Origin of the sequence: Variovorax sp. CCNWLW235 (genome assembly GCF_037204085.1) — a bacterium.
Lineage (GTDB): Bacteria > Pseudomonadota > Gammaproteobacteria > Burkholderiales > Burkholderiaceae_C > Variovorax.
The window spans coordinates 1-24,699 of record NZ_JBBCBW010000033.1; the positions used below are offsets into that span (position 1 = coordinate 1).

27 protein-coding genes are annotated in these 24,699 nt (G+C 66.8%); 11 read left to right on the forward strand and 16 right to left on the reverse strand.

What is annotated here, in order from left to right; genetic code table 11:
• Positions 1–132 precede the first annotated feature (132 nt).
• From V9L21_RS24655 to V9L21_RS24665, 3 genes are read right to left on the reverse strand one after another with little or no spacing between them, the layout of a single operon-like run.
• A complete protein-coding gene (locus tag V9L21_RS24655) occupies positions 133–495 on the reverse strand; it encodes a hypothetical protein (protein WP_337315416.1) in 363 nt (120 codons plus the stop codon).
• Positions 492–1,085: a cob(I)yrinic acid a,c-diamide adenosyltransferase gene (locus V9L21_RS24660; RefSeq protein ID WP_337315417.1), complete on the reverse strand. Its 594-nt coding sequence runs from the start codon at positions 1,083–1,085 to the stop codon at positions 492–494. The genes V9L21_RS24655 and V9L21_RS24660 overlap by 4 nt, the downstream gene beginning before the upstream one ends.
• Before the next feature lie 24 nt (positions 1,086–1,109).
• Positions 1,110–1,610: a DinB family protein gene (locus tag V9L21_RS24665; RefSeq protein ID WP_337315418.1), complete on the reverse strand. Its 501-nt coding sequence runs from the start codon at positions 1,608–1,610 to the stop codon at positions 1,110–1,112.
• A gap of 85 nt (positions 1,611–1,695) precedes the next feature.
• Between V9L21_RS24665 and V9L21_RS24670 the strand changes: the two genes are divergently transcribed.
• Positions 1,696–3,120: an FAD-binding oxidoreductase gene (locus V9L21_RS24670; protein WP_337315420.1), complete on the forward strand. Its 1,425-nt coding sequence runs from the start codon at positions 1,696–1,698 to the stop codon at positions 3,118–3,120.
• A 73-nt stretch (positions 3,121–3,193) separates the two neighbouring features.
• Here the strand turns inward: V9L21_RS24670 and V9L21_RS24675 are convergent, their stop codons facing one another.
• The 10 genes from V9L21_RS24675 to V9L21_RS24720 form a co-directional block, all read right to left on the reverse strand.
• On the reverse strand, positions 3,194–4,090 hold the full coding sequence (locus V9L21_RS24675; protein ID WP_337315421.1) for a CsgG/HfaB family protein: 897 nt from the start codon (positions 4,088–4,090) through the stop codon (positions 3,194–3,196).
• 107 nt (positions 4,091–4,197) lie between these two features.
• Positions 4,198–5,148: a ParB/RepB/Spo0J family partition protein gene (locus V9L21_RS24680; RefSeq protein WP_337315423.1), complete on the reverse strand. Its 951-nt coding sequence runs from the start codon at positions 5,146–5,148 to the stop codon at positions 4,198–4,200.
• Positions 5,148–5,693, reverse strand: coding sequence for an RBBP9/YdeN family alpha/beta hydrolase (locus V9L21_RS24685; RefSeq protein WP_337315424.1), 546 nt, complete (start codon positions 5,691–5,693; stop codon positions 5,148–5,150). The genes V9L21_RS24680 and V9L21_RS24685 overlap by 1 nt, the downstream gene beginning before the upstream one ends.
• Before the next feature lie 40 nt (positions 5,694–5,733).
• The gene (locus tag V9L21_RS24690; protein ID WP_337315426.1) at positions 5,734–6,651 is read right to left on the reverse strand and encodes a ParA family protein; all 918 of its coding nucleotides are present in this window, start codon (positions 6,649–6,651) and stop codon (positions 5,734–5,736) included.
• Positions 6,652–6,658: 7 nt separating this feature from the next.
• Positions 6,659–7,273 carry a LysE family transporter gene (locus V9L21_RS24695; protein ID WP_258503178.1) on the reverse strand — a complete coding sequence of 205 codons (615 nt, stop codon included), beginning with the start codon at positions 7,271–7,273 and terminating at the stop codon, positions 6,659–6,661.
• A 115-nt stretch (positions 7,274–7,388) separates the two neighbouring features.
• Positions 7,389–8,030, reverse strand: coding sequence for a 16S rRNA (guanine(527)-N(7))-methyltransferase RsmG (gene rsmG, locus V9L21_RS24700; protein ID WP_337315427.1), 642 nt, complete (start codon positions 8,028–8,030; stop codon positions 7,389–7,391).
• On the reverse strand, positions 8,027–9,985 hold the full coding sequence (gene mnmG / locus V9L21_RS24705) for a tRNA uridine-5-carboxymethylaminomethyl(34) synthesis enzyme MnmG (RefSeq protein ID WP_337315428.1): 1,959 nt from the start codon (positions 9,983–9,985) through the stop codon (positions 8,027–8,029). Before mnmG ends, rsmG begins: the two co-directional genes overlap by 4 nt.
• A gap of 180 nt (positions 9,986–10,165) precedes the next feature.
• On the reverse strand, positions 10,166–11,053 hold the full coding sequence (locus V9L21_RS24710) for a transglutaminase-like domain-containing protein (protein ID WP_337298671.1): 888 nt from the start codon (positions 11,051–11,053) through the stop codon (positions 10,166–10,168).
• Between the two features lie 36 nt (positions 11,054–11,089).
• Complete coding sequence (locus V9L21_RS24715; protein WP_337315430.1) at positions 11,090–11,236, reverse strand: hypothetical protein; 147 nt, start codon at positions 11,234–11,236, stop codon at positions 11,090–11,092.
• Positions 11,236–11,421 (reverse strand): DUF1328 domain-containing protein, encoded by a 186-nt coding sequence (locus V9L21_RS24720; RefSeq protein ID WP_126746582.1) that lies wholly within the window; start codon positions 11,419–11,421, stop codon positions 11,236–11,238. Before V9L21_RS24720 ends, V9L21_RS24715 begins: the two co-directional genes overlap by 1 nt.
• A gap of 177 nt (positions 11,422–11,598) precedes the next feature.
• On the opposite strand from V9L21_RS24720, the gene gstA reads away from it, so the two are divergent.
• From gstA to gloA2, 6 genes are all read left to right on the forward strand, one after another.
• Positions 11,599–12,207: a glutathione transferase GstA gene (gene gstA / locus V9L21_RS24725; protein ID WP_337315431.1), complete on the forward strand. Its 609-nt coding sequence runs from the start codon at positions 11,599–11,601 to the stop codon at positions 12,205–12,207.
• Positions 12,208–12,353: 146 nt separating this feature from the next.
• On the forward strand, positions 12,354–13,148 hold the full coding sequence (locus V9L21_RS24730) for an enoyl-CoA hydratase-related protein (RefSeq protein WP_337315432.1): 795 nt from the start codon (positions 12,354–12,356) through the stop codon (positions 13,146–13,148).
• Positions 13,145–14,995, forward strand: coding sequence for an acyclic terpene utilization AtuA family protein (locus V9L21_RS24735; RefSeq protein ID WP_337315433.1), 1,851 nt, complete (start codon positions 13,145–13,147; stop codon positions 14,993–14,995). The genes V9L21_RS24730 and V9L21_RS24735 overlap by 4 nt, the downstream gene beginning before the upstream one ends.
• A 95-nt stretch (positions 14,996–15,090) precedes the next feature.
• Positions 15,091–16,194 (forward strand): alkene reductase, encoded by a 1,104-nt coding sequence (locus V9L21_RS24740; protein ID WP_337315435.1) that lies wholly within the window; start codon positions 15,091–15,093, stop codon positions 16,192–16,194.
• 69 nt (positions 16,195–16,263) lie between these two features.
• Positions 16,264–16,749 carry a RidA family protein gene (locus tag V9L21_RS24745; protein WP_337315436.1) on the forward strand — a complete coding sequence of 162 codons (486 nt, stop codon included), beginning with the start codon at positions 16,264–16,266 and terminating at the stop codon, positions 16,747–16,749.
• A 5-nt stretch (positions 16,750–16,754) separates the two neighbouring features.
• Positions 16,755–17,174, forward strand: coding sequence for an SMU1112c/YaeR family gloxylase I-like metalloprotein (gloA2, locus tag V9L21_RS24750; RefSeq protein WP_337315437.1), 420 nt, complete (start codon positions 16,755–16,757; stop codon positions 17,172–17,174).
• Here the strand turns inward: gloA2 and V9L21_RS24755 are convergent.
• Together V9L21_RS24755 and V9L21_RS24760 are read right to left on the reverse strand one after the other, a co-directional pair.
• The gene (locus V9L21_RS24755) at positions 17,129–18,586 is read right to left on the reverse strand and encodes a sensor histidine kinase (RefSeq protein WP_337315438.1); all 1,458 of its coding nucleotides are present in this window, start codon (positions 18,584–18,586) and stop codon (positions 17,129–17,131) included. The genes gloA2 and V9L21_RS24755 overlap by 46 nt on opposite strands.
• A complete protein-coding gene (locus V9L21_RS24760; RefSeq protein ID WP_157611156.1) occupies positions 18,583–19,272 on the reverse strand; it encodes a response regulator transcription factor in 690 nt (229 codons plus the stop codon). Before V9L21_RS24760 ends, V9L21_RS24755 begins: the two co-directional genes overlap by 4 nt.
• A gap of 83 nt (positions 19,273–19,355) precedes the next feature.
• Here V9L21_RS24760 and V9L21_RS24765 point away from each other — a divergent pair, with 83 nt between their 5' ends.
• Genes V9L21_RS24765 through V9L21_RS24780 form a run of 4 tightly spaced genes read left to right on the forward strand, consistent with a single transcriptional unit; the run spans position 19,356 to position 22,381 of the window.
• Positions 19,356–20,240 (forward strand): alpha/beta hydrolase, encoded by an 885-nt coding sequence (locus tag V9L21_RS24765; protein ID WP_337315439.1) that lies wholly within the window; start codon positions 19,356–19,358, stop codon positions 20,238–20,240.
• Positions 20,241–20,252: 12 nt separating this feature from the next.
• Positions 20,253–20,543 carry an acyl carrier protein gene (locus V9L21_RS24770; RefSeq protein ID WP_337315440.1) on the forward strand — a complete coding sequence of 97 codons (291 nt, stop codon included), beginning with the start codon at positions 20,253–20,255 and terminating at the stop codon, positions 20,541–20,543.
• A gap of 20 nt (positions 20,544–20,563) precedes the next feature.
• Positions 20,564–21,808, forward strand: coding sequence for a beta-ketoacyl-[acyl-carrier-protein] synthase family protein (locus V9L21_RS24775; protein WP_337315441.1), 1,245 nt, complete (start codon positions 20,564–20,566; stop codon positions 21,806–21,808).
• 48 nt (positions 21,809–21,856) lie between these two features.
• Positions 21,857–22,381, forward strand: coding sequence for a GNAT family N-acetyltransferase (locus V9L21_RS24780; RefSeq protein ID WP_337315442.1), 525 nt, complete (start codon positions 21,857–21,859; stop codon positions 22,379–22,381).
• A gap of 25 nt (positions 22,382–22,406) precedes the next feature.
• Here the strand turns inward: V9L21_RS24780 and V9L21_RS24785 are convergent, their stop codons facing one another.
• Positions 22,407–24,650, reverse strand: coding sequence for a heavy metal translocating P-type ATPase (locus V9L21_RS24785; protein WP_337315443.1), 2,244 nt, complete (start codon positions 24,648–24,650; stop codon positions 22,407–22,409).
• Between the last annotated feature and the right edge of the window lie 49 nt (positions 24,651–24,699).

The window sequence follows — 24,699 nt, forward strand, 5'->3', positions numbered from 1 at the left end:
CGCAGCGAAATAAAGGAGGAGGCCGCAGGCCGGGGGACATTCGCGGAGAAAGGTACCCCGTCGGCGGGTGCGCACCACGAACGAAGCGCGCCGCACACCCTCAAGACGAAACCGCCCCGGAAGGAGCTTCAATCAGGGCGCGTTCCCTTGCGGCCCCACAGGCGGCGGCGCAGTGCGCCCGGTGGAACCCGGCGCCAGCTTGCGCCCGAAGGACTCGCCCACTCGGCGCACAGGCCGGCTCGCTTTTTCCGATACGTTGTTGACACCACGCCGCGTTGCGTCTTCCGCGCGATCGATGCCTCGGCCCGCGGCGTTGGTGCCGCGCTGCACGCTGTTGACGACCTTGCTGTCGCGCGGCGGCGGATTGAGCGTGTGGGCGCGCTCCGCCTTGGGCGGGTTGTCCGCGCTCTGCGCATGCACGGTGGGCACGGACAGCAGCAGGGCCGCTGCAGCCGCAATGGCCAGGGCGTGGGCATGGACGGGCATCTTCTTCATGATGGGCTTCCTTCGTCGTTGGCATCGGCGGCCGCTGCGCGCGCCATGCGCTCGCTCTTCCAGTACACGTCGTCGCCGCCATTCATGCGGTTGAGCACACGTGCAAGCACAAAGAGCAGGTCGCTGAGCCGGTTGAGGTACTGGCGCAATGCGTCGTTGAGTTCGGCCGTGGCACCGAGTGCCACCACCGCGCGCTCGGCACGCCGTGCCACCGTGCGGCACACGTGCGCGAGCGAGGCCGCGCGCGTGCCTGCGGGCAAGATGAATTCCGCCAGGCGCGGCAAGGCGGCGTTGTGCTCGGCAAGGGCGTTGTCCAGTTGCAGCAGCGCATCGGCCTTCAGCAGTGTGTAGCCCGGCATCGAAAGCTCGCCGCCCAGGTTGAAGAGCTGGTGCTGCACGTCGACCAGCAGCTCGCGCACGGGCTCTGGCATGGGTTCGCACAGCAGCAGGCCGATCTGCGAGTTGAGTTCGTCCACGTCGCCCATGGCATGCACGCGCAAGTGATCCTTGGGCACGCGGGTGTTGTCGCCGAGGCCTGTGGTGCCATCGTCGCCGGTGCGGGTCGCAATCTGCGAAAGTCGGTTGCCCATGGGCGCTCCTGTTCTTGTGTTTTTCTACGGCCCGACCCTGGACGCGTCGATCTTGCCGAGCAGCCACTGCAGGCCCGCAAGATGCTGCTGGTCGTGGCTGCAAAGGTAATGAATGAGGCTGCGCATGGTGAGCGGTCCGTAGCCCTCGAACACGGCCGGGCGTGCGAGTTGCGCGTCGCTCAGCTGCGAGATGATTTCCATGGTCCGCGCGCGTGCAATGCGGAACTCGGCCAGCACCTGTGCCGCGTCGGCCTTGCCGTAGGCCCGTTCGATGGCAAGCGGTTCGCTGTCGATCGACGCCAGCGTGGGGTTGTCTTCTTGCAGCGTGCGGCGAAAGCGCTCGTGGTAGCCCTCGATCTCGATGTCCCGCACATGGCACAGCTGCTCGATCGCCGTGAACGCCTCGCTGGGCACGCCGTCCCATGAGCGCGGGGCCCAGTGGCGGTGCGCCTCCGGAATGATCGCGTAATGGGCTTCGAGCAGTGAGGGAAATGCTGCAAGGGCAGCGAGCGTCGTAGGGTTCATGGCTTTTTCCGAAGCGCATTATGGTGCTCGCTCCGTAAAATGACCGAACAGAGCCCCCGCATCCACATCATTCAGGAGACACCCGATGAACGCCCCGACCCAAACCTCGCACCTGCTGCCGGAGCTTCATCTGCGCGACGTGCCCGCCGCCCTCATCGAGGGGCTGAAGGCCCGCTTCGGCGCCAACTGTTCCACGGCCATGGCGGTGCGCACGCAGCATGGCCGCGACGAGTCGTCGTTCGACGCCCCGCCCCCTTCGGCCGTGGTGTTTGCCGAAAGCACGCAGGACGTGGCCGACGCCGTGAAGCTCGCGAGCGAGCACAGCGTGCCGGTCATCCCCTTCGGCGTGGGTTCATCGCTCGAAGGCCATCTGCTGGCGGTGCAGGGCGGCATCAGCATCGACGTGTCGCGCATGAACAAGGTGCTGTCGGTCAACGCAGACGACCTCACGGTCACGGTGCAGCCAGGCGTCACGCGCAAGCAGCTCAATGAAGAGATCAAGAGCACGGGCCTGTTCTTTCCCATCGATCCGGGTGCGGACGCTTCCATCGGCGGCATGACGGCCACGCGCGCGAGCGGCACGAATGCGGTGCGCTACGGCACCATGCGCGAGAACGTGCTCGCGCTCGAGGTGGTCACGGCCAGCGGCGACGTCATTCGCACCGGCACGCGCGCGAAGAAATCTTCCGCCGGCTACGACCTCACGCGCCTCATGGTGGGCAGCGAAGGCACGCTGGGCGTGGTCACCGAAGTTACGCTGCGCATCTACCCGCTGCCCGAAGCCGTGTCGGCCGCGATCTGCTCGTTTCCGAGCATCGAGGCCGCGGTGCGCACCACCATCGAAACCATTCAGCTCGGCGTGCCGATTGCCCGCGTGGAACTCATCGATGTGAACACGGTGCGCATGGTGAACGCCTACGCCAAGCTCAACCTGCGCGAAGAGCCGATGCTGCTGATGGAATTCCACGGCTCGCCGGCCGGCGTGAAGGAACAGGCCGAGACCGTGCAGGAGCTCGCCAGCGGCCACGGCGGCAACGCCTTCGAATGGGCCAGCACGCCGGAAGAACGCACCCGCCTGTGGACCGCGCGGCACAACAGCTACTTTGCGGCCGTGCAGTCGCGCCCCGGCTGCCGCGTGATCTCCACCGACACCTGCGTGCCGATCTCGCGCCTGGCTGATTGCCTGCTCGACTCGGTGGCCGAGGCCGATGCCAGCGGCATCCCCTACTTCCTGGTCGGCCACGTCGGCGACGGCAACTTCCACTTCGGCTACCTGCTCGACCCGAACATTCCCGAAGAGCGCGTGAAGGCCGAGAAGCTCAACCACGACCTGGTGAGCCGCGCGCTGGCACTCGAAGGCACCTGCACCGGCGAGCACGGCGTGGGGCTGCACAAGATGGACTTTCTGGTGACGGAAGCGGGTGTGGGCGCCATCGACATGATGCGCACGATCAAGCGCGCGCTCGATCCCAAGAACATCATGAATCCAGGCAAGATCTTCGCGCTCTGATCAGTTCAAGAACAAGAAAAAAGCCCGGCGACTCGCAAGAGCGCCGGGCTTTTTGTCGACCGATGGCCGTGCGTTACCTGCGGCGGCGGGCCGGCGCGGATTGCTCCGCCGGCGCCGAGGTCTGCGACGGCGCAGCGCCGCCGTCCACGCCCAGGCGACCACCGCCGCCGAGGCCTTGGCCGCGCACCGTCTGCGCCTTGTAGTTGCGCAGCGAACGAACCATCTGGTTGAACGCGTCCATGAAGGCCGCGGCAATTACCTTGCCTTGCGCCGTGTTGGTGTAGCCGCCGAGGCCGCCGCCGGCACGGCCGCCGAATACCGAGCCGAAGGCGCCGAAATCGGTCTTGGAGGCGCTGCCTTCCGAGGCCGCAACCTGCACGCCGGAGCGGTTGTCGATGAGCGTCAGGAGCGCACTGGCTTCCTTGGTCTGCATGCTGCCGCCGACCGCAGCCAGGGCGCGCCCACGGTTGCCGCCGACCAGGCCGCCCAGGGCGCCGCCGATACCGCCCGCGTCGCTGTTGCTGAACACGATCTCGGGCGAAAGGCCGTAGTCGGAAGCCACCATCTGGCCGCGGCCGAAGTTGCTGCCGCCGCGCATTTCGCCCGATTGCATGAGCGCGCGTTCGCGGTTCATGGCGTTCATGCCCGCTGCGCCGCGCTCGACCACCACGAAGCAGTTCGATTGCTGCACCAAGAGGCGCAGCAGGTTGGCCGTGGGCGGCAGGCGGTATTCGCCGGTGAGGATGGTGTACCAGCCCGAGTTCACGTTCTCGATGAGCGAGACGGTGCCGAGCGGCGATTCGCAGCGCTCGAGCTGGCTGCTCTCGCCTGCGGTTGCCGAACCGGCAGCGCTGCCGGTCGCCGTGGTCTTGGCAGACTGGCTGCCCATCTGCATGTCGGTGGTCACGCAGCCGGTCAGCAGCAGCGCGCCCACGGCCACGGCCGCGACCGGAAACTTGTTGAATTTCATGAAGGACTCCCTCTCCTCGAGATTTGCGATTTGAAAATCAGCGGAGAGGATACGCGTAAAAGATTGCAAGAAACAATTGCGCAAAAGTCCGAGCCGCAGCCCGCTGGCTAGGCCGTTCGGCGGATGCGTTCGATCAGGCCGTTGAGCGCCTCGATGGAGCCGAAGTGAATGGCGAGTTCCCCGCTCTCCTCGACCTTGCCGCCGCGCTTGCTGCGCTTCTTGATGCGGACCTCGACCTCGGCGGTGAGCAGGTCGGCCAGCTCTTCTTCCACGCGCTGAAGGTCGCGCGACTTTTCGCCGTCGTTGCCGCGGCGCGATGGGGTCAGCGTGAACTCGGCGGCAAGCCGCTTCACCAGCGACTCGGCCTCGCGCACCGACATTTTCTTGGCGGCAATCTGGTTGGCGGCGGTGATCTGCGTGCCGCGGTCCAGCGACAGCAGGGCACGGGCGTGGCCCATATCGATGTCGCCGGCCATCAGCATCTGCTGCGCAGGCTCCGCCAGGTTCAGCAGGCGCAGCAGATTGCTGGCGGCGCTGCGCGAGCGGCCCACTGCCTGTGCGGCAGCTTCGTGAGTGAGCCCAAACTCCGAGACCAGGCGTTGCAGGCCTTGGGCTTCTTCGAGCGGGTTGAGGTCTTCGCGCTGGATGTTCTCGATGAGCGACATGGCCGCCGCGGCCTCATTGGGCACGTCGCGCACCAGCACCGGCACCCGGTCGAGGCCCGCCAGCCTGGCGGCCCGGAAGCGGCGCTCGCCGGCAATGATTTCGTACTCGGCGTTCTTGGCGGCGGCAGATGTCTCGTCGAGTCGGCGCACCAGGATCGGCTGCATGATGCCCTGCGCCTTGATGCTCTCGGCCAGTTCGTACAGCGCACCTTCGTCCATGCGGGTGCGCGGCTGGTAAACGCCGGCCACCATCTGGTCGAGCATCAGCGTGTTCGGGTTCTGCGCCGCGGCGCCCTCTTCCGTTCCGTTGCTGTTGTCGGCGGCGGGTGCGGCCGTGGGGCCGAGCAGCGCTTCGAGGCCGCGCCCCAGACCCTTGGGTTTCTTGGTCGCCATCAGTGCTTGTCTTTCGAGATTTCGTTCAATAGTTGCCGGCCTTCGGGCCAGTCGCCCAGGCCGGACTCGGCGTTCAGGTGGCCGCCCGCGCCGGCGTCGACAAAGCGCGCGCCCCAGTCGGCCGCCATCTGGCGGGAGCGCTTGGCGTCGCAGTACGGATCGTCGTTGGCGGCGGTCAGCACCGCCGGAAACGGCAGCGGCTTGCGCACGATGGGCGCCCAGCCGGGAATCAGCTGGCGCAGGTCGTCGCGTTCGAGGTCGCCGGGCGCGACCAGCAATGCGCCGCGCACCTTGTGCGTGTTGCGCGAGTGCGCAGCCCAGGCGGCCACCAGGATGCAGCCAAGGCTGTGCGCCGCAAAGGCCACCGGGCCGGGAGCCGCCAGCACTTCTTCCTCGAGCCGTGCGGACCAGTCGCCGCGCAGGGGGTGCATCCACTCATGCTGCTCGACACGGTGGTCGCCATACAGCGACTCCCAACGGGTTTGCCAATGGCCGGGGCCGCTGTTCTGCCAGCCCGGCAGCAACAGGATGCGGGGGATTGTCATTTGCTACGAATGGGAATGCACACGTCCATCGCGGACGGCGTCAGATGCTTTTTTCGGAATCGGGCGTGGCCGCCGGAGCCAGCACGTCGTCGGGAATCGCCAAGTTGGGCGCGGCCGGGGCGACCGGCGCCACCTCTGCGATAGGAGGCGCCACCGCGCCCGAGGCGAATGCGCTGGCGGGCGGCATCTTCTCGACCAGTTCTTTGGCAAAGGCGATGAAGGCCTGGCTGCCGCGGGCGGCCGGATCGAACACCACGCCGGGCAGTCCGTAGCTCGGCGCCTCGGCAAGCCGCACGTTGCGCGGAATGACCGTATCGAACACCTTGTCGCCGAAGTGGGACTTGAGCTGCTCGCTCACCTGCTGCTGCAGCGTGATGCGTGGATCGAACATCACGCGCAGCAGGCCGATGATCTGCAGGTTCTTGTTGAGGTTGGCGTGCACCTGCTTGATGGTGTTGACCAGGTCGGTCAGCCCTTCGAGCGCAAAGTACTCGCACTGCATCGGCACGATCACGCCATGGGCGGCGCACAGGCCGTTGAGCGTGAGCAGGCTCAGGCTCGGCGGACAGTCGATCAGCACGAAGTCGTACTCGGCGCCAACGGCGGCCAGCGCGGTGCGCAGACGCTTCTCGCGGCGGTCGAGTGCCACCATTTCCACCTCGGCGCCCGCCAGTTCGCGGTTGGCGCCCAGCACGTCATAGCCGCAGCCGCCCTCCACCAGCTTGTCGGCCTTGACGCGCGCCTCGGCCACGGAGGCCGATTCGAGCAGCACGTCGTACACCGTCATTTCCAGTTGGCGCTTGTCGATGCCCGAACCCATGGTTGCATTGCCCTGGGGATCGAGGTCGATCATCAGCACCCGCTGGCCGACCTTGGCCAAGCCGGCGGCAAGGTTGACGGTGGTGGTGGTCTTGCCGACGCCGCCCTTCTGGTTGGCAATACAGAAAATCTTGGCCATGTGGAGATCAGCGGGAAATGGCGAGCTTGACGCCGAAGGCAATCAGAAAGACACCCGCGAGCTTTTCAAGGGCGCCTGAAATACGCGGATTGGCACGGATGCGTTCGGCCAGAAAGTGCGTGAGCAGCGTGGACGTGAGGCCGTACAGAAAGGTGAGCACTGCAATGGTTACCGCCATGGCGCCGAAAGTGACCACGCCCTGGTGGCGCGCCGGATCGACGAAGAGCGGAAAGAAGGCCATGTAGAACACGATTGCCTTGGGGTTGAGCAAGGTGATCATCAGCGCCTGACGCAAGAAGTGGCTGGGGCGAATGTTGAGAATCGGCGCTGCGCCGGGCTTGGCGAGCAGCATCTTGAAGCCGAGCCAGGCAAGGTAGGCCGCACCCAGCCACTGCACGGCCGCAAAGGCGGTCGGGTAAGCAGCCAGCACAGCCGACACGCCCGCCACCGCCGCCCACATGAGGAACTGGTCGCCAATGATCACGCCGAAGGTGGCCGCCAGTCCGCCGCGGATTCCGCCTTTGCTGGTCGAGGTAATCAGCGCCAGGTTGCCCGGACCGGGAATCAGGAGAAAGAGGACGATGGCAACAACGAATGCGCCGTAGTCAGCAATGCCGAACATGGGATTTGCCTCGAAAAAGAGAGCCAGGGGGAGGCGTCGAGTCTAAGCGAGGCAGGTGCCGCAAGGAGCGTTCGGTGCCGGCTTTCACCAGCGCCGCCGCTTCTTTTTTGCCGGATCAGGCCGTTTCTTTGCGCGCCCAGACGATGCAGCGCTCCGCATCCAGGCCCGGAACGGTCAGTTGTTCCACGTGAAACACTGCAGTGCCTTGGGGCAGCACGGCAAGTTCGTCGCTTGGTACCTTGCCTTTCATGGCCAGCCAAACGCCGCCGGACGCCAGCAGGTGTTTCGATCCGTTGAAGAAATCCGGAAGCGAAGCAAAGGCGCGGGAGCTGATGATTTCGTAGCTGCCGGTGAGCGACTCGACCCGCGCATGAAGGCCGCGCAGATTGGGCAGCTCAAGCTCGGCAGCCACCTGTTGAACGAAGGCCGCCTTCTTGGCGACGGCGTCGAGACAGCTCACATCGAGATCCGGCCGCATGATGGCGATCACCACGCCCGGCAACCCGCCGCCCGATCCGACGTCGAGCAGCTTCCCCTTCCCTGCCCACTCACGCTGCAGCGGCATTACCGCCGCCAGACTGTCGAGCAGATGGTGAGTCAGCACGCTGGCCGGGTCACGCAGGGCCGTCAGGTTGTAGACCTTGTTCCACTTGAGCATGAGCGTGCCGTAAGCCAGCAGCTGTTCCGCCTGCTTGTCGGACAAAGCGGTGCCCAAGGCTGCCGCGCCTTGGCGCAGCGTTTCGATGGGCGCGCTCATTGGGTGGGCTGCGATTCTGCAGTCGCTTCCGTGGCGGCGTCGCGGTTGAACGCCTTGTGGCCGCCCTTTCGCAGATGGATCATCAACAGCGAAATTGCAGCGGGCGTTACGCCCGAGATGCGCGAAGCCAAGCCCAGCGTTTCGGGCCGGTGCTTGTCGAGCTTCTGGCGAACCTCGAAGCTCAGAGCCTTGACTTGGCTGTAGTCGAAATCCGCCGGCAGCCGCAGGTTCTCGAAGTGCGCAGCGCGCTCTACTTCGTCGTGCTGCCGCTCGATGTAGCCGGAATACTTGGCCGAGATTTCGATCTGCTCGATCTCCGTTTCGCTGAGCGCCGAGGCCGCGCTGTACTTTCCACCGTCGAGCGACATCAATGTTTGGTAGCTCACATCGGGACGGCGCAGCAGATCGGCCAGGTTGTACTCATGCTCAATGGCCTTGCCCAGCACGCGCTCTGACTCCGCCGCTGGCAAGTTGCGCGGATTCACCCAGATCGACTTGAGCCGTTGTGTTTCACGTGAAACAGCATCGCGCTTGCGGCTGAAAGCATCCCATTGCTCGTCGCCGACCAAGCCGAGCTTGCGCCCCGCTTCGGTCAAGCGCATGTCGGCGTTGTCTTCGCGCAGCTGCAGCCGGAACTCCGCGCGGCTGGTGAACATGCGATACGGCTCAGTCACGCCCTTTGTAATGAGGTCGTCGACCAGCACGCCCAAGTACGCTTCATCGCGGCGCGGCAGCCAAGCCTCTTCGCCCCGGCATTGAAGCGCGGCATTGATGCCGGCAAACAAACCTTGGGCCGCGGCCTCTTCATAGCCGGTGGTGCCGTTGATCTGGCCGGCAAAAAACAGGCCCTTGATTGCACGGGTCTCGAAGCTGCTCTTGAGCTCGCGCGGATCGAAGTAGTCGTACTCGATGGCATAGCCCGGCCGCAGGATGTGCGCGTTCTCCAGCCCGGGCATCGAGCGAACGAGCTGGTACTGGATGTCGAACGGCAGGCTGGTCGAAATCCCGTTCGGGTAGTACTCGTTGGTCGTCAGGCCTTCGGGCTCCAGAAAGATCTGATGGCTTTCCTTGTCGGCAAAGCGGTTGATCTTGTCTTCCACGCTCGGGCAGTAGCGCGGACCGACGCCATCGATCTTGCCGGTGAACATCGGGCTGCGGTCGAAGCCGGAGCGAATGATGTCGTGCGTGCGCTCATTGGTGTGTGTGATCCAGCAGGCCATTTGCTGCGGGTGCATGTCGACACGGCCCATGAAGCTGAACACCGGCATCGGCCCTGCCCCGCCTGGCATGCCGTCGCCCGGTTGTTCGGTGCACTTCGAAAAGTTGATGGTGCGGCCGTCGAGCCGCGGCGGCGTGCCGGTCTTGAGGCGGCCCTGGGGCAGCTTCAGTTCCTTGAGCCGCGCCGACAGGCTGATGGCCGGCGGGTCGCCCGCGCGCCCGGCCTGGTAGTTGTCGAGGCCGACGTGAATGCGGCCATCGAGAAAAGTCCCGGCGGTAAGCACCACGGTGCGCGCGCGAAAGGCAATGCCCACCTGCGTGACGGCACCCACCACGCGGTCGCCCTCCACCATCAGGTCGTCTACTGCTTGCTGGAACAGGCTCAGGTTCGGCTGGTTCTCCAGGCGGCGGCGAATCGCTGCCTTGTACAAGACACGGTCGGCCTGCGCGCGGGTCGCGCGAACGGCCGGGCCCTTGCTTGAATTGAGAATGCGAAACTGGATACCAGCCTCGTCGGTTGCAATGGCCATCGCGCCGCCCAGCGCATCGACCTCTTTCACCAGGTGGCCCTTGCCGATGCCGCCGATGGATGGATTGCAGCTCATCTGCCCCAGCGTCTCGATGTTGTGGGAGAGCAGCAGCGTCTTGGCGCCCATGCGGGCAGCAGCAAGCGCGGCTTCAGTGCCGGCATGGCCACCGCCAACGACGATGACATCGAATTCTTCGGGATACAGCATGAGAGAGGGGCGCACTGACGCGTGCGCTGCGCAAAGGGGGCACCAATTTTAATCGGGGGTGCTGCTTTGCGCCTGGAATGGGGGCAACGTGGTTAATTGCTTTGTAAAAGCCTCGGACCCATGCTCATCATCTTGCTTGTGCTATATATTTGATAGCAAACAAACAAGGCTGCACAAGGCCTAATCGGCAGCGGCCGCCAGTTCCACCACAGGCACCGGCTTTTCGATGCCCACCAGCGCACCCGTGGGCTCGGGCTCGGCCGGCGGCGCCACGCTCTCGTCCTGCAGCTCGCGAATGACCAGCGTCTTGCCCGTCATCGCTACGGCGCCGAATATCGTGCAGAAGGCCACATCCTTGGCATCGCGCCCGGTGCCCACCCGCACCAGCCGGTCGACCGGCGCCATGCGAGTCGGGTCGAACAGCACCCATCGACCGCCGAGCCAGGCTTCGAAGACGGCGTGGAAATCCTGCGGCGGTTCGTCGAACCACACGTAGCCCACCACCAGCCGCGCCGGAATGTTCAGTGCGCGGCAGAAGGTAATGCCCAGGTGCGCAAAGTCGCGGCACACGCCCGCGCGTTCCACAAACACTTCGCGTGCGGTGGTCGTCGAGTCGCTGCTGCCCGGCTCATAAGTGATGCTGTCGTGAATCCAATCGACGATGGCCTGCACCCGGCCGATGCCCGGCGCGAGATCGCCAAAGAGCTGCTGTGCGCAGCGCGACATCAGGTCCGACTCGCAGTAACGCGACGGCATCATGTAGTGGAGTATTTCGTTCGGCACCTCGTTGACCGGCACCTCCTGCAGATCGAGCGGCACGTCGACCTGCCTGCGCTGCACGGTCGCCTTGTAGCGGATCTTCAGCGGGCCAGGCCGTGCATCGAAGCGCACGAAGCGATTGCCGCTCGACTCGTCGCAATACACCTGCACCTCCGTCGGCGGCTCGATGGTCAACGCTTCGCTGATCACCGCCTGCGAGCCTGCCTGCGCAGCCTCGATGTTGAGCTGCATGTGCGCGGGCGCGCTGACTTCGTAGCCGAGTTCCGCCTCGATATGGGAGATGTGCATGCGCGCCTTGGGTGGTTTGTTGTTGTCGATCGGGGTTCAGGCGCGCCGGCGGCGCGAGCGGTGCTCAGGAAGCTGCCAGTGCGTTTGCGTCACCAGCAGCACCCGCATCACGCGGTGGGCCGGGCTCTGCAGCAGCACGCCCAACGGACGCGCACGCGGCCACCGCGGAAGAAGGCCGTGCATCAATCGATTGCCTTTTTGACTGCCCCGATTCCCAGCGCCGCAAGAACCACGAAGATCACCGCCAGCACCAGGAACAGGCCGAACAGCAGCTTGGCAATACCGGCCGCGCCGGCAGCAACGCCGCCGAAGCCCAGGACACCGGCCACCAGCGAGATGACCGCAAAGATGATCGCGTACTTCAACATCTGAAACTCCTTGTGGTGGGCCACCCCACCGTTGCGGCGAGCTTAGAAAGGGCCCGCCGCCGCACCGATAGTCGGCGCGCGCGAGCAGCCGTAGGACAAAACGCGCATCGTGAAACCCGCTAGCATGCAGGCGGTCCAAAGATTTTTCGCTATCCACATCCTTCGGAGATTCCTCGCATGAAGCTGTATTACTCGCCCGGCGCCTGTTCGCTTTCGCCCCACATCGCGCTGCACGAAGCCGGCCTTGCCTTCGAACCTGTGCTGGCCAGCACCAAGAGCCACAAGCTGCAGGACGGCACCGACTACTACGGCATCAACCCGCTCGGCTATGTGCCGCTGCTCGAGCTCGACGACGGCACGCGCCTGCGCGAAGGCCCGGCCATCGTCCAGTACATTGCCGATCTCGCGCCCACCAAGAACCTCGCGCCGGCCGCCGGCACGCTGCAGCGCTATCGCCTGCAAGAGTGGCTCACCTTCATCGGCACCGAAATGCACAAGGGCTACAGCCCGCTGTTCAACCCGGCCATGCCCGAAGAAGCCAAGACCATCTTCAAGGACAAGCTCAAGTCGCGCTACCAGTGGCTCGACGGCCAGCTCGCCGACAAGCAGTACCTGATGGGCGACCACTTCAGCGTGGCCGACGGCTACCTGTTCACCGTAACCAACTGGACCAAGCCCACCGGCGTCGACATTTCGGACTTCGCCAATGTGCAGGCATGGCACGCGCGCGTTGCTGCCCGCCCCGCCGTTCAGGAGGCAATGAAGGCCGAAGGCCTGCTGAAGTAAGAAGAAGCGCTCAGAACGCACCTGAAAGCGGTTCGGCCTTCTAGGGAAAACCCGGGCCGCTTCAGCCACAAGCCGCATGTTGCGGCTTTTTTTTCGGGCCACGCTAGGGGGTCGAATTCCAGACCTTGCAACGAAGGACCCAAACGATGGCCGAAGCCCCTTCAGCCCCAAAACTGCGCGAGGAACTGCGCGAGGAGATGCGCGGGCCCGTGATGTGGCTCACCATCGACCGCGAAGAGCGCCGCAACGCCATCAGCGCGGGCGTGCTCTCGGCAATGTCGAACGCACTGGCGCGCGCCAACCAGGACCGCGCGGTGCGCGCCGTCGTCATTACCGGCAGCGGCACGCGCGCCTTCTGCGCCGGCGCCGACCTGCAGAGCGGCACCTCCTTCAAGTTCGACTATGCGGAGCCTCACCAGGGCTTTGCGAACCTCTTTCGCCAGGCACGCCAATCGACTGTGCCCCTGATCGCGCGCGTCAACGGCGCCTGCATGGCGGGCGGCATGGGGATCATGGGCATGTGCGACATGGCCGTGGCCAGCAGCCAGGCCGTGTTCGGGCTTCCCGAGGTCAAGGTCGGCCTCTTTCCCGCGCAGGTGCTCAGCGTGCTCGGCAACCTGCTGCCGCGTCGCGTGCTGGCCGAGATGTGCATCACCGGCGAACCGATCACCGCCGCACAGGCGCTCGAGTACCGGCTGGTCAACCACGTGAGCGACGACCTCGATGCAACGGTCGACTGGCTGCTCGGCCGCCTGCTCGACAAGTCGCCGGCCGCCATACGGCGCGGCCTGTACACCATGAAGAAAATCGAAGCGATGGCTTTCGAGGAATCGATGGCGTTCACCGAAAGCCAGATCGGCCTCTTTGCACTGACCGAAGACGCGGCGGAGGGCCAGCTTGCCTTTCGCGAAAAGCGCAAGCCGCAGTGGAGCGGCCGATGAACCGCGTCGTGCGCATCGGCGGTGCATCGGGCTTCTGGGGCGACAGCAGCGTGGGGGCGCCGCAGCTCGTGGCCAGCGGGCAGATCGACTACCTGGTGTTCGACTACCTGGCCGAGCTCACCATGTCGATCCTCGCGGGTGCGCGGCTCAAGAAGCCGGAGCTCGGCTACGCAACCGACTTCGTCTCGGTTGCGATGAAGGCAGTGCTGAAGGACGTCGTGCAGCAAGGCATCCGCGTGGTGAGCAACGCGGGCGGCGTCAATCCGCAGGGCTGCGCCGATGCGCTTGCCGCACTCGCCGCCGAGCAAGGCATTGCATTGAAGATCGCGGTGGTAAGCGGCGACGACGTCTTGCCGCTTCTGCCGCAGCTTCGGCAGCAACAGCCCGCGGTGCGCGAACTGCAAAGCGGCGCACCGCTGCCCGAGCGCGTGCTCACGGCCAACGCGTATCTGGGCGCAAGGCCCATCCAGGCAGCTCTGGATGGGGGTGCGCAGGTGGTCATCACCGGCCGATGCGTCGACTCGGCCGTGACGCTTGGCGTGCTGATGCACGAGTTCGGCTGGCAGCCCGGCGACCACGACCTGCTCGCGGCCGGCAGCCTCGCCGGCCACATCATCGAATGCGGCTGCCAGGCCACGGGTGGCCTGCACACCGACTGGGACACTGTGCCCGATTGGCCGAACATCGGCTACCCGATCGTCGAGTGCCATGCCGACGGCCGCTTTGTCGTCACCAAGCCCGCGGGCACCGGCGGCAAGGTGACGCCGGCGGTGGTCGGCGAGCAGATGCTCTATGAAATCGGCGACCCCTCGGCCTACCTGCTGCCCGACGTGGTGGCGGACTTCACGCAGGTGCGCATCGAACAGGCGGGCGAACACCGCGTGCGCGTGCACGGCGCGCGCGGCCGCGCACCCACCGCAAGCTACAAGGTCTGCGCCACCTATGTGGATGGGTTCAAGGCCGCATCGCAGCTCACCATCGTCGGCTTCGATGCGGTGGCCAAGGCGCAACGCACGGGCGAGGCGATCCTCGCGCGCACGAGCACGCTGTTTGCGCAGCATGGCTTCGGTCCGTACAGCGGCACGCAGCTCGAGGTGCTTGGCGCGGAGTCTTGCTACGGGCCGCACGCGTGCGCAACGCAAACGCGCGAGGCTGTGCTCCGGATTGCGGTCACGCATCCGCGCAAGGAAGCGCTGGAGCTCTTCGCGCGCGAAGTGGCCCCGGCCGGCACTTCGTGGGCACCGGGCACCACCGGGGCCGGCGGTGGGCGCTCGCCGGTGTCGCCGTCGATTCGCCAGTACGCGTTCCTGCTCGACAAGTCGAAGGTGGAAGCGCGCGTGGCGATCGATGGGCAGCGCATCGAAGTGCCGCGCGATGCGGGGCCGGCTGCCGGCGAAGAGACGTTCTCGCCAACGCCGCCGCCGAGCATTGCCGAACCGCAGGCTGCATCCTTCGACGGCGATGCCGGCATCGTCGAAGTCCCGCTCATCCGACTCGCCTGGGCGCGCAGCGGCGACAAGGGCGACACCTCCAACATCGGCGTCATCGCGCGCCATCCTGCCCTGCTGCCGCTGCTGCGCGAGCAACTGACCGAGGGGCGCGTGGCCGAATGGCTCGCGCATCTGGTCAAGGGCCCCGTCACACGCTACGAAGTGCCGGGGATCTGTTCCTTCAACTTCGTCTGCGAACAGGCGCTGGGCGGCGGGGGCATGGCATCGCTGCGCAACGATGCACTCGGCAAGGGCATGGGACAGATCCTGCTCGCGCTGCCGATGCGCGTGGGCGCCGAATGGCTCGCGCTGCTGGAGGCAAGCACCCCGGCAGACCATGCCGCACCAGGCGCCTAGCAGCAAACGGGCAACCGTGCCGCAGCAGGGTTGGCCGCGCGGGCTTAGCCTCGCGGCCTCTGTCCCACTCTTTCCGGCAATCTCCGGTTCACGCAATGCCTTCTCTTTTCGACCCCGTACAAGCCGGCGACCTGCAACTCGCCAACCGCATCGTGATGGCACCGCTCACGCGCAACCGCTCGCCGAATGCCATCCCGACCGAGATGGCCGCCACCTACTACGCGCAGCGCGCCTCGGCCGGCTTGCTCATCACCGAAGCCACCGCCATCAGCCACCAGGGCCAGGGCTATGCCGACGTGCCGGGCCTCTACGGCACCGAACAGCTCGACGGATGGAAGCGCGTGACCGACGCGGTGCACGCCAAGGGCGGCAAGATCGTGGTCCAGCTCTGGCATGTGGGCCGCGTCTCGCACACCGAACTCCAACCTGACGGCGGCAAGCCCGTCGCGCCCTCGGCCATCACCGCCAAGACGAAGACCGTGCTCATCAAGGATGGCGTGCCGACCTTCGTCGAAACCTCCGAGCCTCGCGCGCTCGACGCCGAAGAGTTGCCCGGCATCGTCCACGCCTACGCCGCCGCCGCGCGCAACGCGGTGGAAACCGCCGGCTTCGACGGCGTGGAACTGCATGGCGCCAACGGCTACCTGCTCGACCAGTTCCTGAAGGACGGCAGCAACAAGCGCACCGACGACTACGGCGGCAGCATCGAGAACCGCGCCCGCCTGCTGCTCGAAGCCACGCGCGCCGTGGTCGATGCCGTCGGCGGCGGCAAGACCGGCATTCGCCTGTCGCCCGTCACGCCCGCCAACGACGTGCACGATTCCGATCCGCAGCCGCTCTTCACCTACGTGGTGAAGCAGCTCGCGCCGCTCGGCCTGGCGTACATCCACATCATCGAAGGCGCCACCGGCGGCCCGCGCGAAATCGAAGACCGCCCGTTCGACTACGAGGCACTCAAGGCTGCCTACCGCCAGGCCGGCGGCAAGGGCGCATGGATGGTCAACAACGGCTACGACAAGCCGCTGGCCGATGAAGCCGTCAAGGAGGGCGACGACCTCGTGGCCTTCGGCAAGCCCTTCATCGCCAACCCCGACCTGGTGCGCCGCCTGCGCGAAAACGCACCGCTCAATGAAGTGGACAAGGCCACGATGTACGGCGGCGGCGCCAAGGGCTACACGGACTATCCCGCGCTGGCCTGAGTTCGCAACGCGGCGCGAGGCCATGGCAAGATGCGGCGGCACATTGATCTGCCGCAGGAGACAAACGCCATGGCCCGCATCGAACAGCGACTCGCAACCCTCGGCCTCGTGCTGCCGCCGCCGGTCTCGCCGCCGCCCGGCGTGGTGCTGCCTTTCAGCTTCGTGCGCATCGTCGGAAGCCGCGCGCTCATCTCCGGCCACGGCCCGCTCAACGCCGACGGCACCATTGCCGCGCCGCTCGGCAAGCTGGGCCGCGAACTCACTGTCGAACAAGGCTACGCATCGGCACGGCTGACGGCGCTGGCGATGCTGGGCAGCCTGCAGCGCACGCTCGGCGACCTGGACCGCATCACCGCATGGACGCGCGTGTTCGGCATGGTGGCCTCGGCACCGGGCTTCGACAAACAGCCGGCCATCATCAACGGCTTCTCGGACCTCGTGCTTGAACTCTTCGGGCCCGACGTCGGTGCCCATGCGCGCAGCGCCGTGGGCATGGCGGAGCTGCCGTTCAATATCCCGGTCGAGATCGAAGGCGAAGTGGAGCTCGAGGCTTGAGCGCCATGCAACTCGGAAGACTGCATCACGTCGCCGTCATCTGCGGCGATTACGAGGTGTCCAAGCGCTTCTATACCGAAGTGCTGGGCCTGCGCGTGGTGGCCGAAAACTACCGCGCGGCGCGCAGTTCGTACAAGCTCGATCTCGCGCTGCCCGACGGTTCGCAGATCGAGCTGTTCTCTTTTCCGAACGCACCGCCGCGCCTCACCCGGCCCGAAGCGCAAGGCCTGCGACACCTGGCTTTCGAAGTGCCCGACGTGCAGGCCGCGGCCGAAGCACTGGCCGCGCAAGGCGTTGCAGTGGAGCCGCTGCGCATCGATGAATACACGGGTCGTCGCTTCACGTTCTTTGCGGACCCCGACGGCCTGCCGCTGGAACTCTACGAGGCCGAACCGGGCACACCGCCTGGCGCAGTGCCCTCGTAGTCGTCCTGCAGAGGACGGTGATGAATCTCCGCGAAGGTCACGCTCACCCGCAACCCCGAGGGCTCGGCCGCATCGAGCCGCAGCTCGGCGCCGAGCAGCTCCGCGTAGCGCGCCACAATCGACAGGCCCAGCCCCGAGCCCTGCCCCAGCTTCTGGCCCGCCGGGCCTTGCGCCCAGCGCTGCATCAGGTCGCGCTGCGCCTCGAGCGGAATGCCCGGGCCGTCGTCGATCACGCTCAGGGTGCGGCCTGCCAGCTCGACGGTGATGGTGTGCCCGCCGTAGCGCAGCGCGTTGTCGATCAGGTTGTCGAGAATGCCCTCGACCAGGGCTTCGTTCGCCAGCACCGTCACCCGTTCGTCGAGGCCTCGCGCCCCCAGGTCGACACCGCGCGTGTCGGCGCGGGCCAGGTGCCGCAGCACGGTTTGTTCTGCGAGCACGTCGAGCCGCACCGGTTCTCGCGCAAGGCCGGTGCGTGCTTCGTCGGCCAGGGCCAGCGCCAGCAGCTGGTCGATGAGATGGCTTGCGCGGGCCTGCCTTTCGGCCACGCGCGCAAGCTGCTCGCGCCACACTTTGGAATCGTGCTGCGCAAGGCCGTATTCGGCCAGCGCGCGAATGCCGGCGAGCGGCGTGCGCAACTCGTGCGCCACGTTGCCCACGAACTCGCGCTGCGCTCGCACGCTGTGGTTCAACCGCTCGAACAGCGCGTTGACCGCATTGCCCAGCCGCTGCACTTCGCGCGAGGTTTCGACCACCGCCACCGGTGAAAGGTCGTACACGTCGCGGCGGTCGAGCGCCTGCTGGAGTTCGCCGAGCGGGCGCAAATCGCGCCGGATGCCACGCCAGAGCCACACGGCAAGCAGCACCAGCAGCAGCGCCTGCGGCGTGAGCGCAAAACCGAGCAGCTGCCGCACCAGCGCCGCGCGGCTGAGCGTGGTCTGCGCAATGATCACGCGGTAGGGCATGAGCAGGCCGGGATCGGCGTCGTGATCGAGCACCACGGCGCGCAAGACCTTGCCGTCATGGTTCACGTCCGAGAAGCGAAAGCGTGCGCCCTCCGCCGGCAGCGGCGCGTTCAGGCCGGCCTGCCCCGAGATCAATGTGCCGTCGAGCCGCTGCACCGCGAAATACACCTGGTCCACCTGGTCGAACAGCACCGTGGCCACTTCCCGCGGCGACAGCAGCAGCTCGATGCCGCGCTCGCCCGCCTGCACGTTGGCCGAGAGCGCATAGGCGTCGTCGAGCATGCTGCGGTCGAAGGCCTGCTCGGCAAAGTAGTTGGCAATGACCAGCGCAATCACCGCGCCCAGCATCCAGGTGAGCGCCAACGGCACCAGCACGTTGCGCAGCACGCGGCGCGTGAGCGAAGGCGCGGCCTTCTGCCGGCGCGGCACGGCGGGTGCGGTGCGGCTCACACTTCGGCTTCGAGCAGGTAGCCGATGCCGCGCAGCGTGCGAATGCCCGCGCCCGAGCCGACCAGCTTCTTGCGCAGCCGCGAGATGAAGGCCTCCAGTGCGTTGTCGCCCAGCGATTCGTCGAAGCTCGACAGCTTGTCGGACAGCGCCCGCTTGCTCACCGTGCGGCCCGGCGGGCTCATCAGCTCCCACAGCACTTCGAACTCGCGCGCCGGCAGGTCGAGCGGCCCGTTCGCGGTTGAAAATCGGCGCGCCTTGCGGTCGAGCTTGAGGTGCCCGAGCAGCACGATGTCCTCGGTGCCCTTGGCGCGGCGCACGAGCGCGCGCAGGCGTGCCTCGACCTCGGCAAGATCGAAGGGCTTGCCCAGGTAGTCGTCGGCGCCGGCGTCGAGGCCCGCTATGCGTTCTTCGGTGCGGCCGCGCGCCGTGAGCACCAGCACCGGCGTGCGGTCGCCTCGCGCGCGTGCCTGGCGCAGGGCGGTCAGGCCGCTGGCCAGGCCGCTCGTGGGGCTTGCGGTGGCCGGCAGGTTCAGGTCGAGCAGCACCGCATCGAAGGGCTGCACGCGCCAGAGGTGGTCGGCGTCCTCGACATTGGCAGACACGTCGACCCGATGGCCGGCATCCGCAAGGCTGCGCAGCATCACGTCGCGCAGTACGGCATCGTCTTCGACAAGCAGGATTCGCATGGTGTGTGTAGTGGGTTGAGAAGCCTATTCTTGCGCGAAGGAGGGTCAGCGGCCCGTCAGTGCCCAGCGGCGATAAACGCGGCATGAGCATACGACAGCAACCCGCAGCGCGCCGCACGGCCATCGTGCTGCTGCATGGTTTATGCAGCACACCTGACGAGCTCCTGACCGTGCAATCGGCCCTGCGCGGCAGCGGGTATCCGGTGCATCCGATGCGCGTCGACGGCTACTCGTTCGATGCCGCCGCGCCGGTGCAGCACGCCGCACCGTACGAGCGCTGGCTCGACGCCATCGAAGCGCAGGTCAGAATGCTGCGCGCGCAGCATGACCGTGTGCTGCTGGTCGGCATTTCGGCCGGTTCGTCGCTTGCGCTCGGCGCTGCCATCCGCTGCGGCAGCGATGTCGACGCGCTGGTGCTGATGTCGACCACGCTGCGCTTCGACGGCTGGGCCATTCCGCGCACGCACATGCTGCTGCCGCTCGCGCTGTACACCCCGCTCGGCCGGCTCTGGCAGTACCGGGAGCGCCCACCCTACGGTGTGAAGAACGAACGCGTGCGCGCCTGGATCGAGCGCGAACTGCGCCAGCGCAAGGTATCGAGTGCCGGCAGCGCGCTGATCGGCGTCGGTCACCTGCGCGAGCATGACCGGCTGATCCGCCATGTGAGGCGCAACCTTCGCCGCGTGCAGTGCGCCAGCGTGCTCGCGCTGCATGCACGGCAGGACGAAGTGGCCAGCGTGGCCAACCTCGACATCCTTGCGCGAGGCCTGCGCTGCAAGGCATTTCGCAGCGTGGTGCTGCCCGACAGCTATCACATGATCACGATCGACAACGACCGCCACCAGGTGGCGCGCGAAACAGTGGCCTTTGCCGATGCCGTGGCACATGGCATGCCGAGCACGTCGGGCATCCCAGGCATGTCGGTTGCTTCCGCCGCCTCGTTCACCCGCAGCAGCTTTTTCGCCTGAAAGAAACGTTTCATGTCCTCTTCCCTGTCTTCACTGATCTTCAACAACATCACGGCCATCCTGGTGGGCAAGTTCGAAGTCGAGCGAGCGGCCATCGCGCCCGCCACGGCCTTGTCCGAGCTCGGCCTCGACTCGCTCGGGCTGATGGAATTCGTCTTCGCGGTGGAAGACGCTTTCCATCTGCGCCTTCCCGAAGACCGGCTCGATCCGCGCGAAGCGGGCATCACGCTCCAGAGCCTGTGCGAGGCGATCGAAGAGCAGATCAGGTGCGACGCCGAGTCGTCGGCGGCCGTGCACGCGTGAGCAACGAAAGGCCCCGTTCGATGCAACCGGCCGGTGCGCCGGTGTTCGTGACGGGTCTGGGCTTTGTCACGCCGCTCGGGCGCACCGCCGACACCTTCGACGATGCGCTCTTCAATGCACGCTCGGCGGTGCGCGCGCAAACGCTTTGCATCGAAGGCCTCGACCCCATCGAGCTTGCCGCGGCCGCCTGCGAGTTCAACGCGGAAGAGATGCGAAGCAACTCGCGCCTGCCGCTCGACCGCGGCACTGCAATGGCGCTCGCGGCCGCGCACGACGCCGCTGCAGAGGCCGGCCTGGACACCGGCAGCGTCGACCCCACGCGCCTCGGCATCTTTTGGGGCAGCGGCCTGGCCGGCGCAGGCACCTTCGACGACACCACGCAGGCGCTCTACGCCGAGCAGCGTCGCATGCGGCCGACGACGGTGCTCACCGTCATGCCCAATGCGGCAGTGGCAGAGCTCGCATTGCAGTTCGGCGCGCAAGGCGCCGCCATTGCATACGCCTGCGCCTGCGCCTCTTCGGCGGTGGCCATCGGTGAAGCGATGCGCGCCATCCGCGGCGGCTGGATCGACGTGGCCATTGCGGGCGGACACGACGCGATGCTCACGCCGGGCGTGATGGCCAGCTGGCATGCGATGCGCGTGACCGCCCCCTTGCCGCCCGGTGCGCCCGAAAGTGCCTGCAGGCCGTTTTCGGGCGACCGCGCGGGCTTTGCGCTGGGCGAGGGAGCCGCCGCGCTGGTGCTCGAGTCAGAAGCGCACGCATTGGCACGCGGCATTGCCGACCGCACGGCGCTCACGCTGACCGGCTATGCAACCAACTGCGACGCCACGCACATCACCAACCCCAACGTCGCTGGCCAGGTGCGCGCCATGCGGGCGGCATTGCACGACGCGGGAATCGACGCTTCGCAGGTCGGCCACATCAATGCGCACGGCACCGCCACCCGGGCAGGCGACGCCGCGGAAGCCGCTTCCATCCGCGAAGTGTTCGGCAACGCCACGCCGGTGAGCGCCACCAAGGCCATCCATGGCCATGTGCTCGGCGGCGGAGGTGCAATCGAACTCGTGGCGGCATTGCGCGCCTTGTCGCGCGGCATGCTTCCACCCACTGCCAACCTGCGCGTGCCCGATGCGGCCTTCGATCTCGACCTGGTGCGAGGCGATGCGCGCGACGCCGGAAACCTGCGCCATGTACTTTCCAACTCATTCGCGTTCGGCGGCACCAACGCCGTACTGATTGCTTCCCGCCGCGCGCATCGCTGAAGCGCCAGCCGTTTCAACGCGGAACTCGGGCCCGGGCGCGGACTCGGTATGCTGGCGACCTCATCCGCATCCGCAGGCAACCCCGTCACCATGCGCAGGCTCGCAACACCTCACGATCTCGAGGCGGTCTTCACCATCTACATGCACGAGCGTGTCGTGCCTTTCCTCGGCTACGACCCGATGCCGCTTGATGAATTTCGTGGCATCTACAAAGAGCTGGTCGACAGCCGCAGCTTCTACATCTATGAACACGACGGACGCGTGGCGGGCTTCTACCGGGCGAGCCGCTATCCCGGTCGCGTGCGGCACGTGGCCTGCTTCGGTACGCTCGCGGTCGATCCGGCGCTGCACGGCAAAGGCATCGCCCACGCGATGGTGAGCGATGCCATCGAGCACCTGAAGGCCGACGGCGTGAAGCGCATCGAGCTTTATGTAGAAAGCGACAACACGCCGGGGCTGCGCTTCTACAAGAAGCTGGGCTTCGAATACGAAGGCACTCTGCGCAAGTTCTACAAGCGTGCCAACGAAGCCGACTACATCGACGACCAGCTGCTCGCGCTGCTGATCGACTGAAGCACCAGCAGCAAGCGTCGGAGCCTCAAGGCTTCCAGCGCCGCAGCAGCAGCGCGTTGGCCATCACGCTGACGCTCGACAGCGCCATGGCCGCACCCGCCACCACGGGGCTCAGCAGTCCGAAGGCCGCGAGCGGAATGCCGGCCACGTTGTAGGCAAAGGCCCAGAAGAGGTTCTGCCTGATCTTTGCCACCGTGCGCGCCGAAAGGTCGAGCGCCTGGGCCACCAGCGCCAGGTCGCCGCGCATCAGCGTGATGCCCGCGGCCTCCATGGCCACGTCGGTACCGCCGCCCGAAGGCGCCATTGCAATGCCCACATCGGCCGCGGCCAATGCGGGTGCGTCGTTGGCGCCGTCGCCGACCATCGCGACCACGTGGCCGTCGTTGCGCAGTGCACTGACCTGTGCCGCCTTGTCGGCCGGCAGCACGTCGGCACGCACATCCGCGGCGGCAATGCCCAGCCGTGCGGCCATGGCTTGCGCCGCACGCTGGTTGTCGCCCGAGATCATCACCACGCGCAGGCCCCGCGCGCGCAAGGTGCGAACCGCTTGCGCAGCCTCTGGCTTCGGCTCGTCGGCAAAGGCCAGCAGCGCCTGTACCTGCGCAGCGCCCGCCGCATCGAAGCGCAGCAGCGCCGACACGGTGGCACCCTGCGCATGCAGGCGTTCGACTTGCGCCGCATCGGGAACAACGCCTAGTTCGGCGCACCAGCGCAGGCTTGCAATGGCCCAGCTCTCGCCATTCACTTCACCGCGCACGCCGCGGCCCGGCATTGCCTGCATGGCGCCCAGGGCCGGCACCTGCAAGCCGCGCTGCGCCGCAGCCGCCGATACGGCACGCGCAAGCGGATGTTCGCTGCCGCCTTGCAAGCTGGCCGCCGTTGCCAGCAGTCCGGCTTCGTCGCCAAGGTCTCCCGCGGGAATCAGCGCGGTCAGCACCGGCCGGCCAAGGGTCAGCGTGCCGGTCTTGTCGAACGCCACGGTGTCGACTTTGTGCGCGAGCTCCAGCGCACGCGCATCCTTGATGAGAATGCCGCGACGCGCTGCGACACCGGTTCCGGCCATTACCGCGACAGGCGTCGCGAGGCCCAGCGCACAAGGACACGCGATGACCAGCACCGCCACCGCGTGGATCATTGCAATCTCGATGCCGGCGCCCGCGAGCAGCCAGCCCACCAGCGTGGCGAGCGCAATCAACAGCACCACGGGCACGAACACCGCCGCGACCTGGTCCACCAGCCGCTGGATCGGCGCCTTCGCGGCCTGCGCGTCTTCGACCAGGCGGATGATGCGCGCCAGCACGCTTTCGGCACCCACCGCGCTCACTTCGACGACCATGCGGCCGTCGCCGTTGACGGCGCCACCCGTCAGCGCATCGCCCGGGCCTTTGGCCACCGGCAGCGGCTCGCCGGTGAGCATCGATTCATCGACTTCGGAGCGCCCTTCGACCACGCGCGCATCGGCCGGCACGCGTTCGCCTGGCCGCACTGCAAGCCGGTCGCCCACCATCACCTCGGCCAGCGGTACATCGGTTTCACCGCGCTGGCCGACAAGGTGCGCAATTTCGGGCCGCAGTTGCTGCAACGCGCGAATGGCGGATGTGGCCTGCCGCTTGGCGCGCGTCTCCAGCCATTTTCCGAGCAGCACCAGCGTGATCACCACGGCCGATGCCTCGAAGTAGAGGTGCGGCACAGCGGAGCCATGCCCCGCATGGTCGCCCGTGGCCGCGCGCCACCAGAGCCAGAGCGACAGCCCGAAGGCCGCGCTGGTGCCGAGCGCCACCAGCAGGTCCATGTTGCCGGTGCGGGCCTTTGCGGCATGCCAGCCTGCACGGTAGAACCGCGCGCCAAGCCAGAACTGCACCGGCGCCGCCAGCAGCAGTTGCACCCACGGCGGAAGCATCCGGTCCTGCCCGAAGGGTTCCCCCAGCATGGGCGCCAGCAACGGAGCCGAGAGCAGGAGGCCGATGCCCACGGGCCCGAAGCCGTGCCAGGGCGATACCGCCGCGGCTTCGTCGGCCGCATTGCCGGCCGCACGCGGCTCGTAGCCCGCGGCACGCACGGCGCGGCGCAGGCGCGCATCCATGTCTTCGCCATCGGCCGCCACCACGCGGGCCGATTCGGTGGCCAGGTTCACGCTCACGTCCTGCACGCCGGGCACGCTCTTGAGCGCGCGCTCCACGCGCATCACGCACGATGCGCAGGTCATGCCGCCAACAGAAAGATCCAGGGTGCTCATGGGGTTCAAGGGGTAGTGCTGCTGATTGTCCATGCACCGAAGGTAAAGTCTCACATCATGGCAAGGTCAAGACTAAAGCACA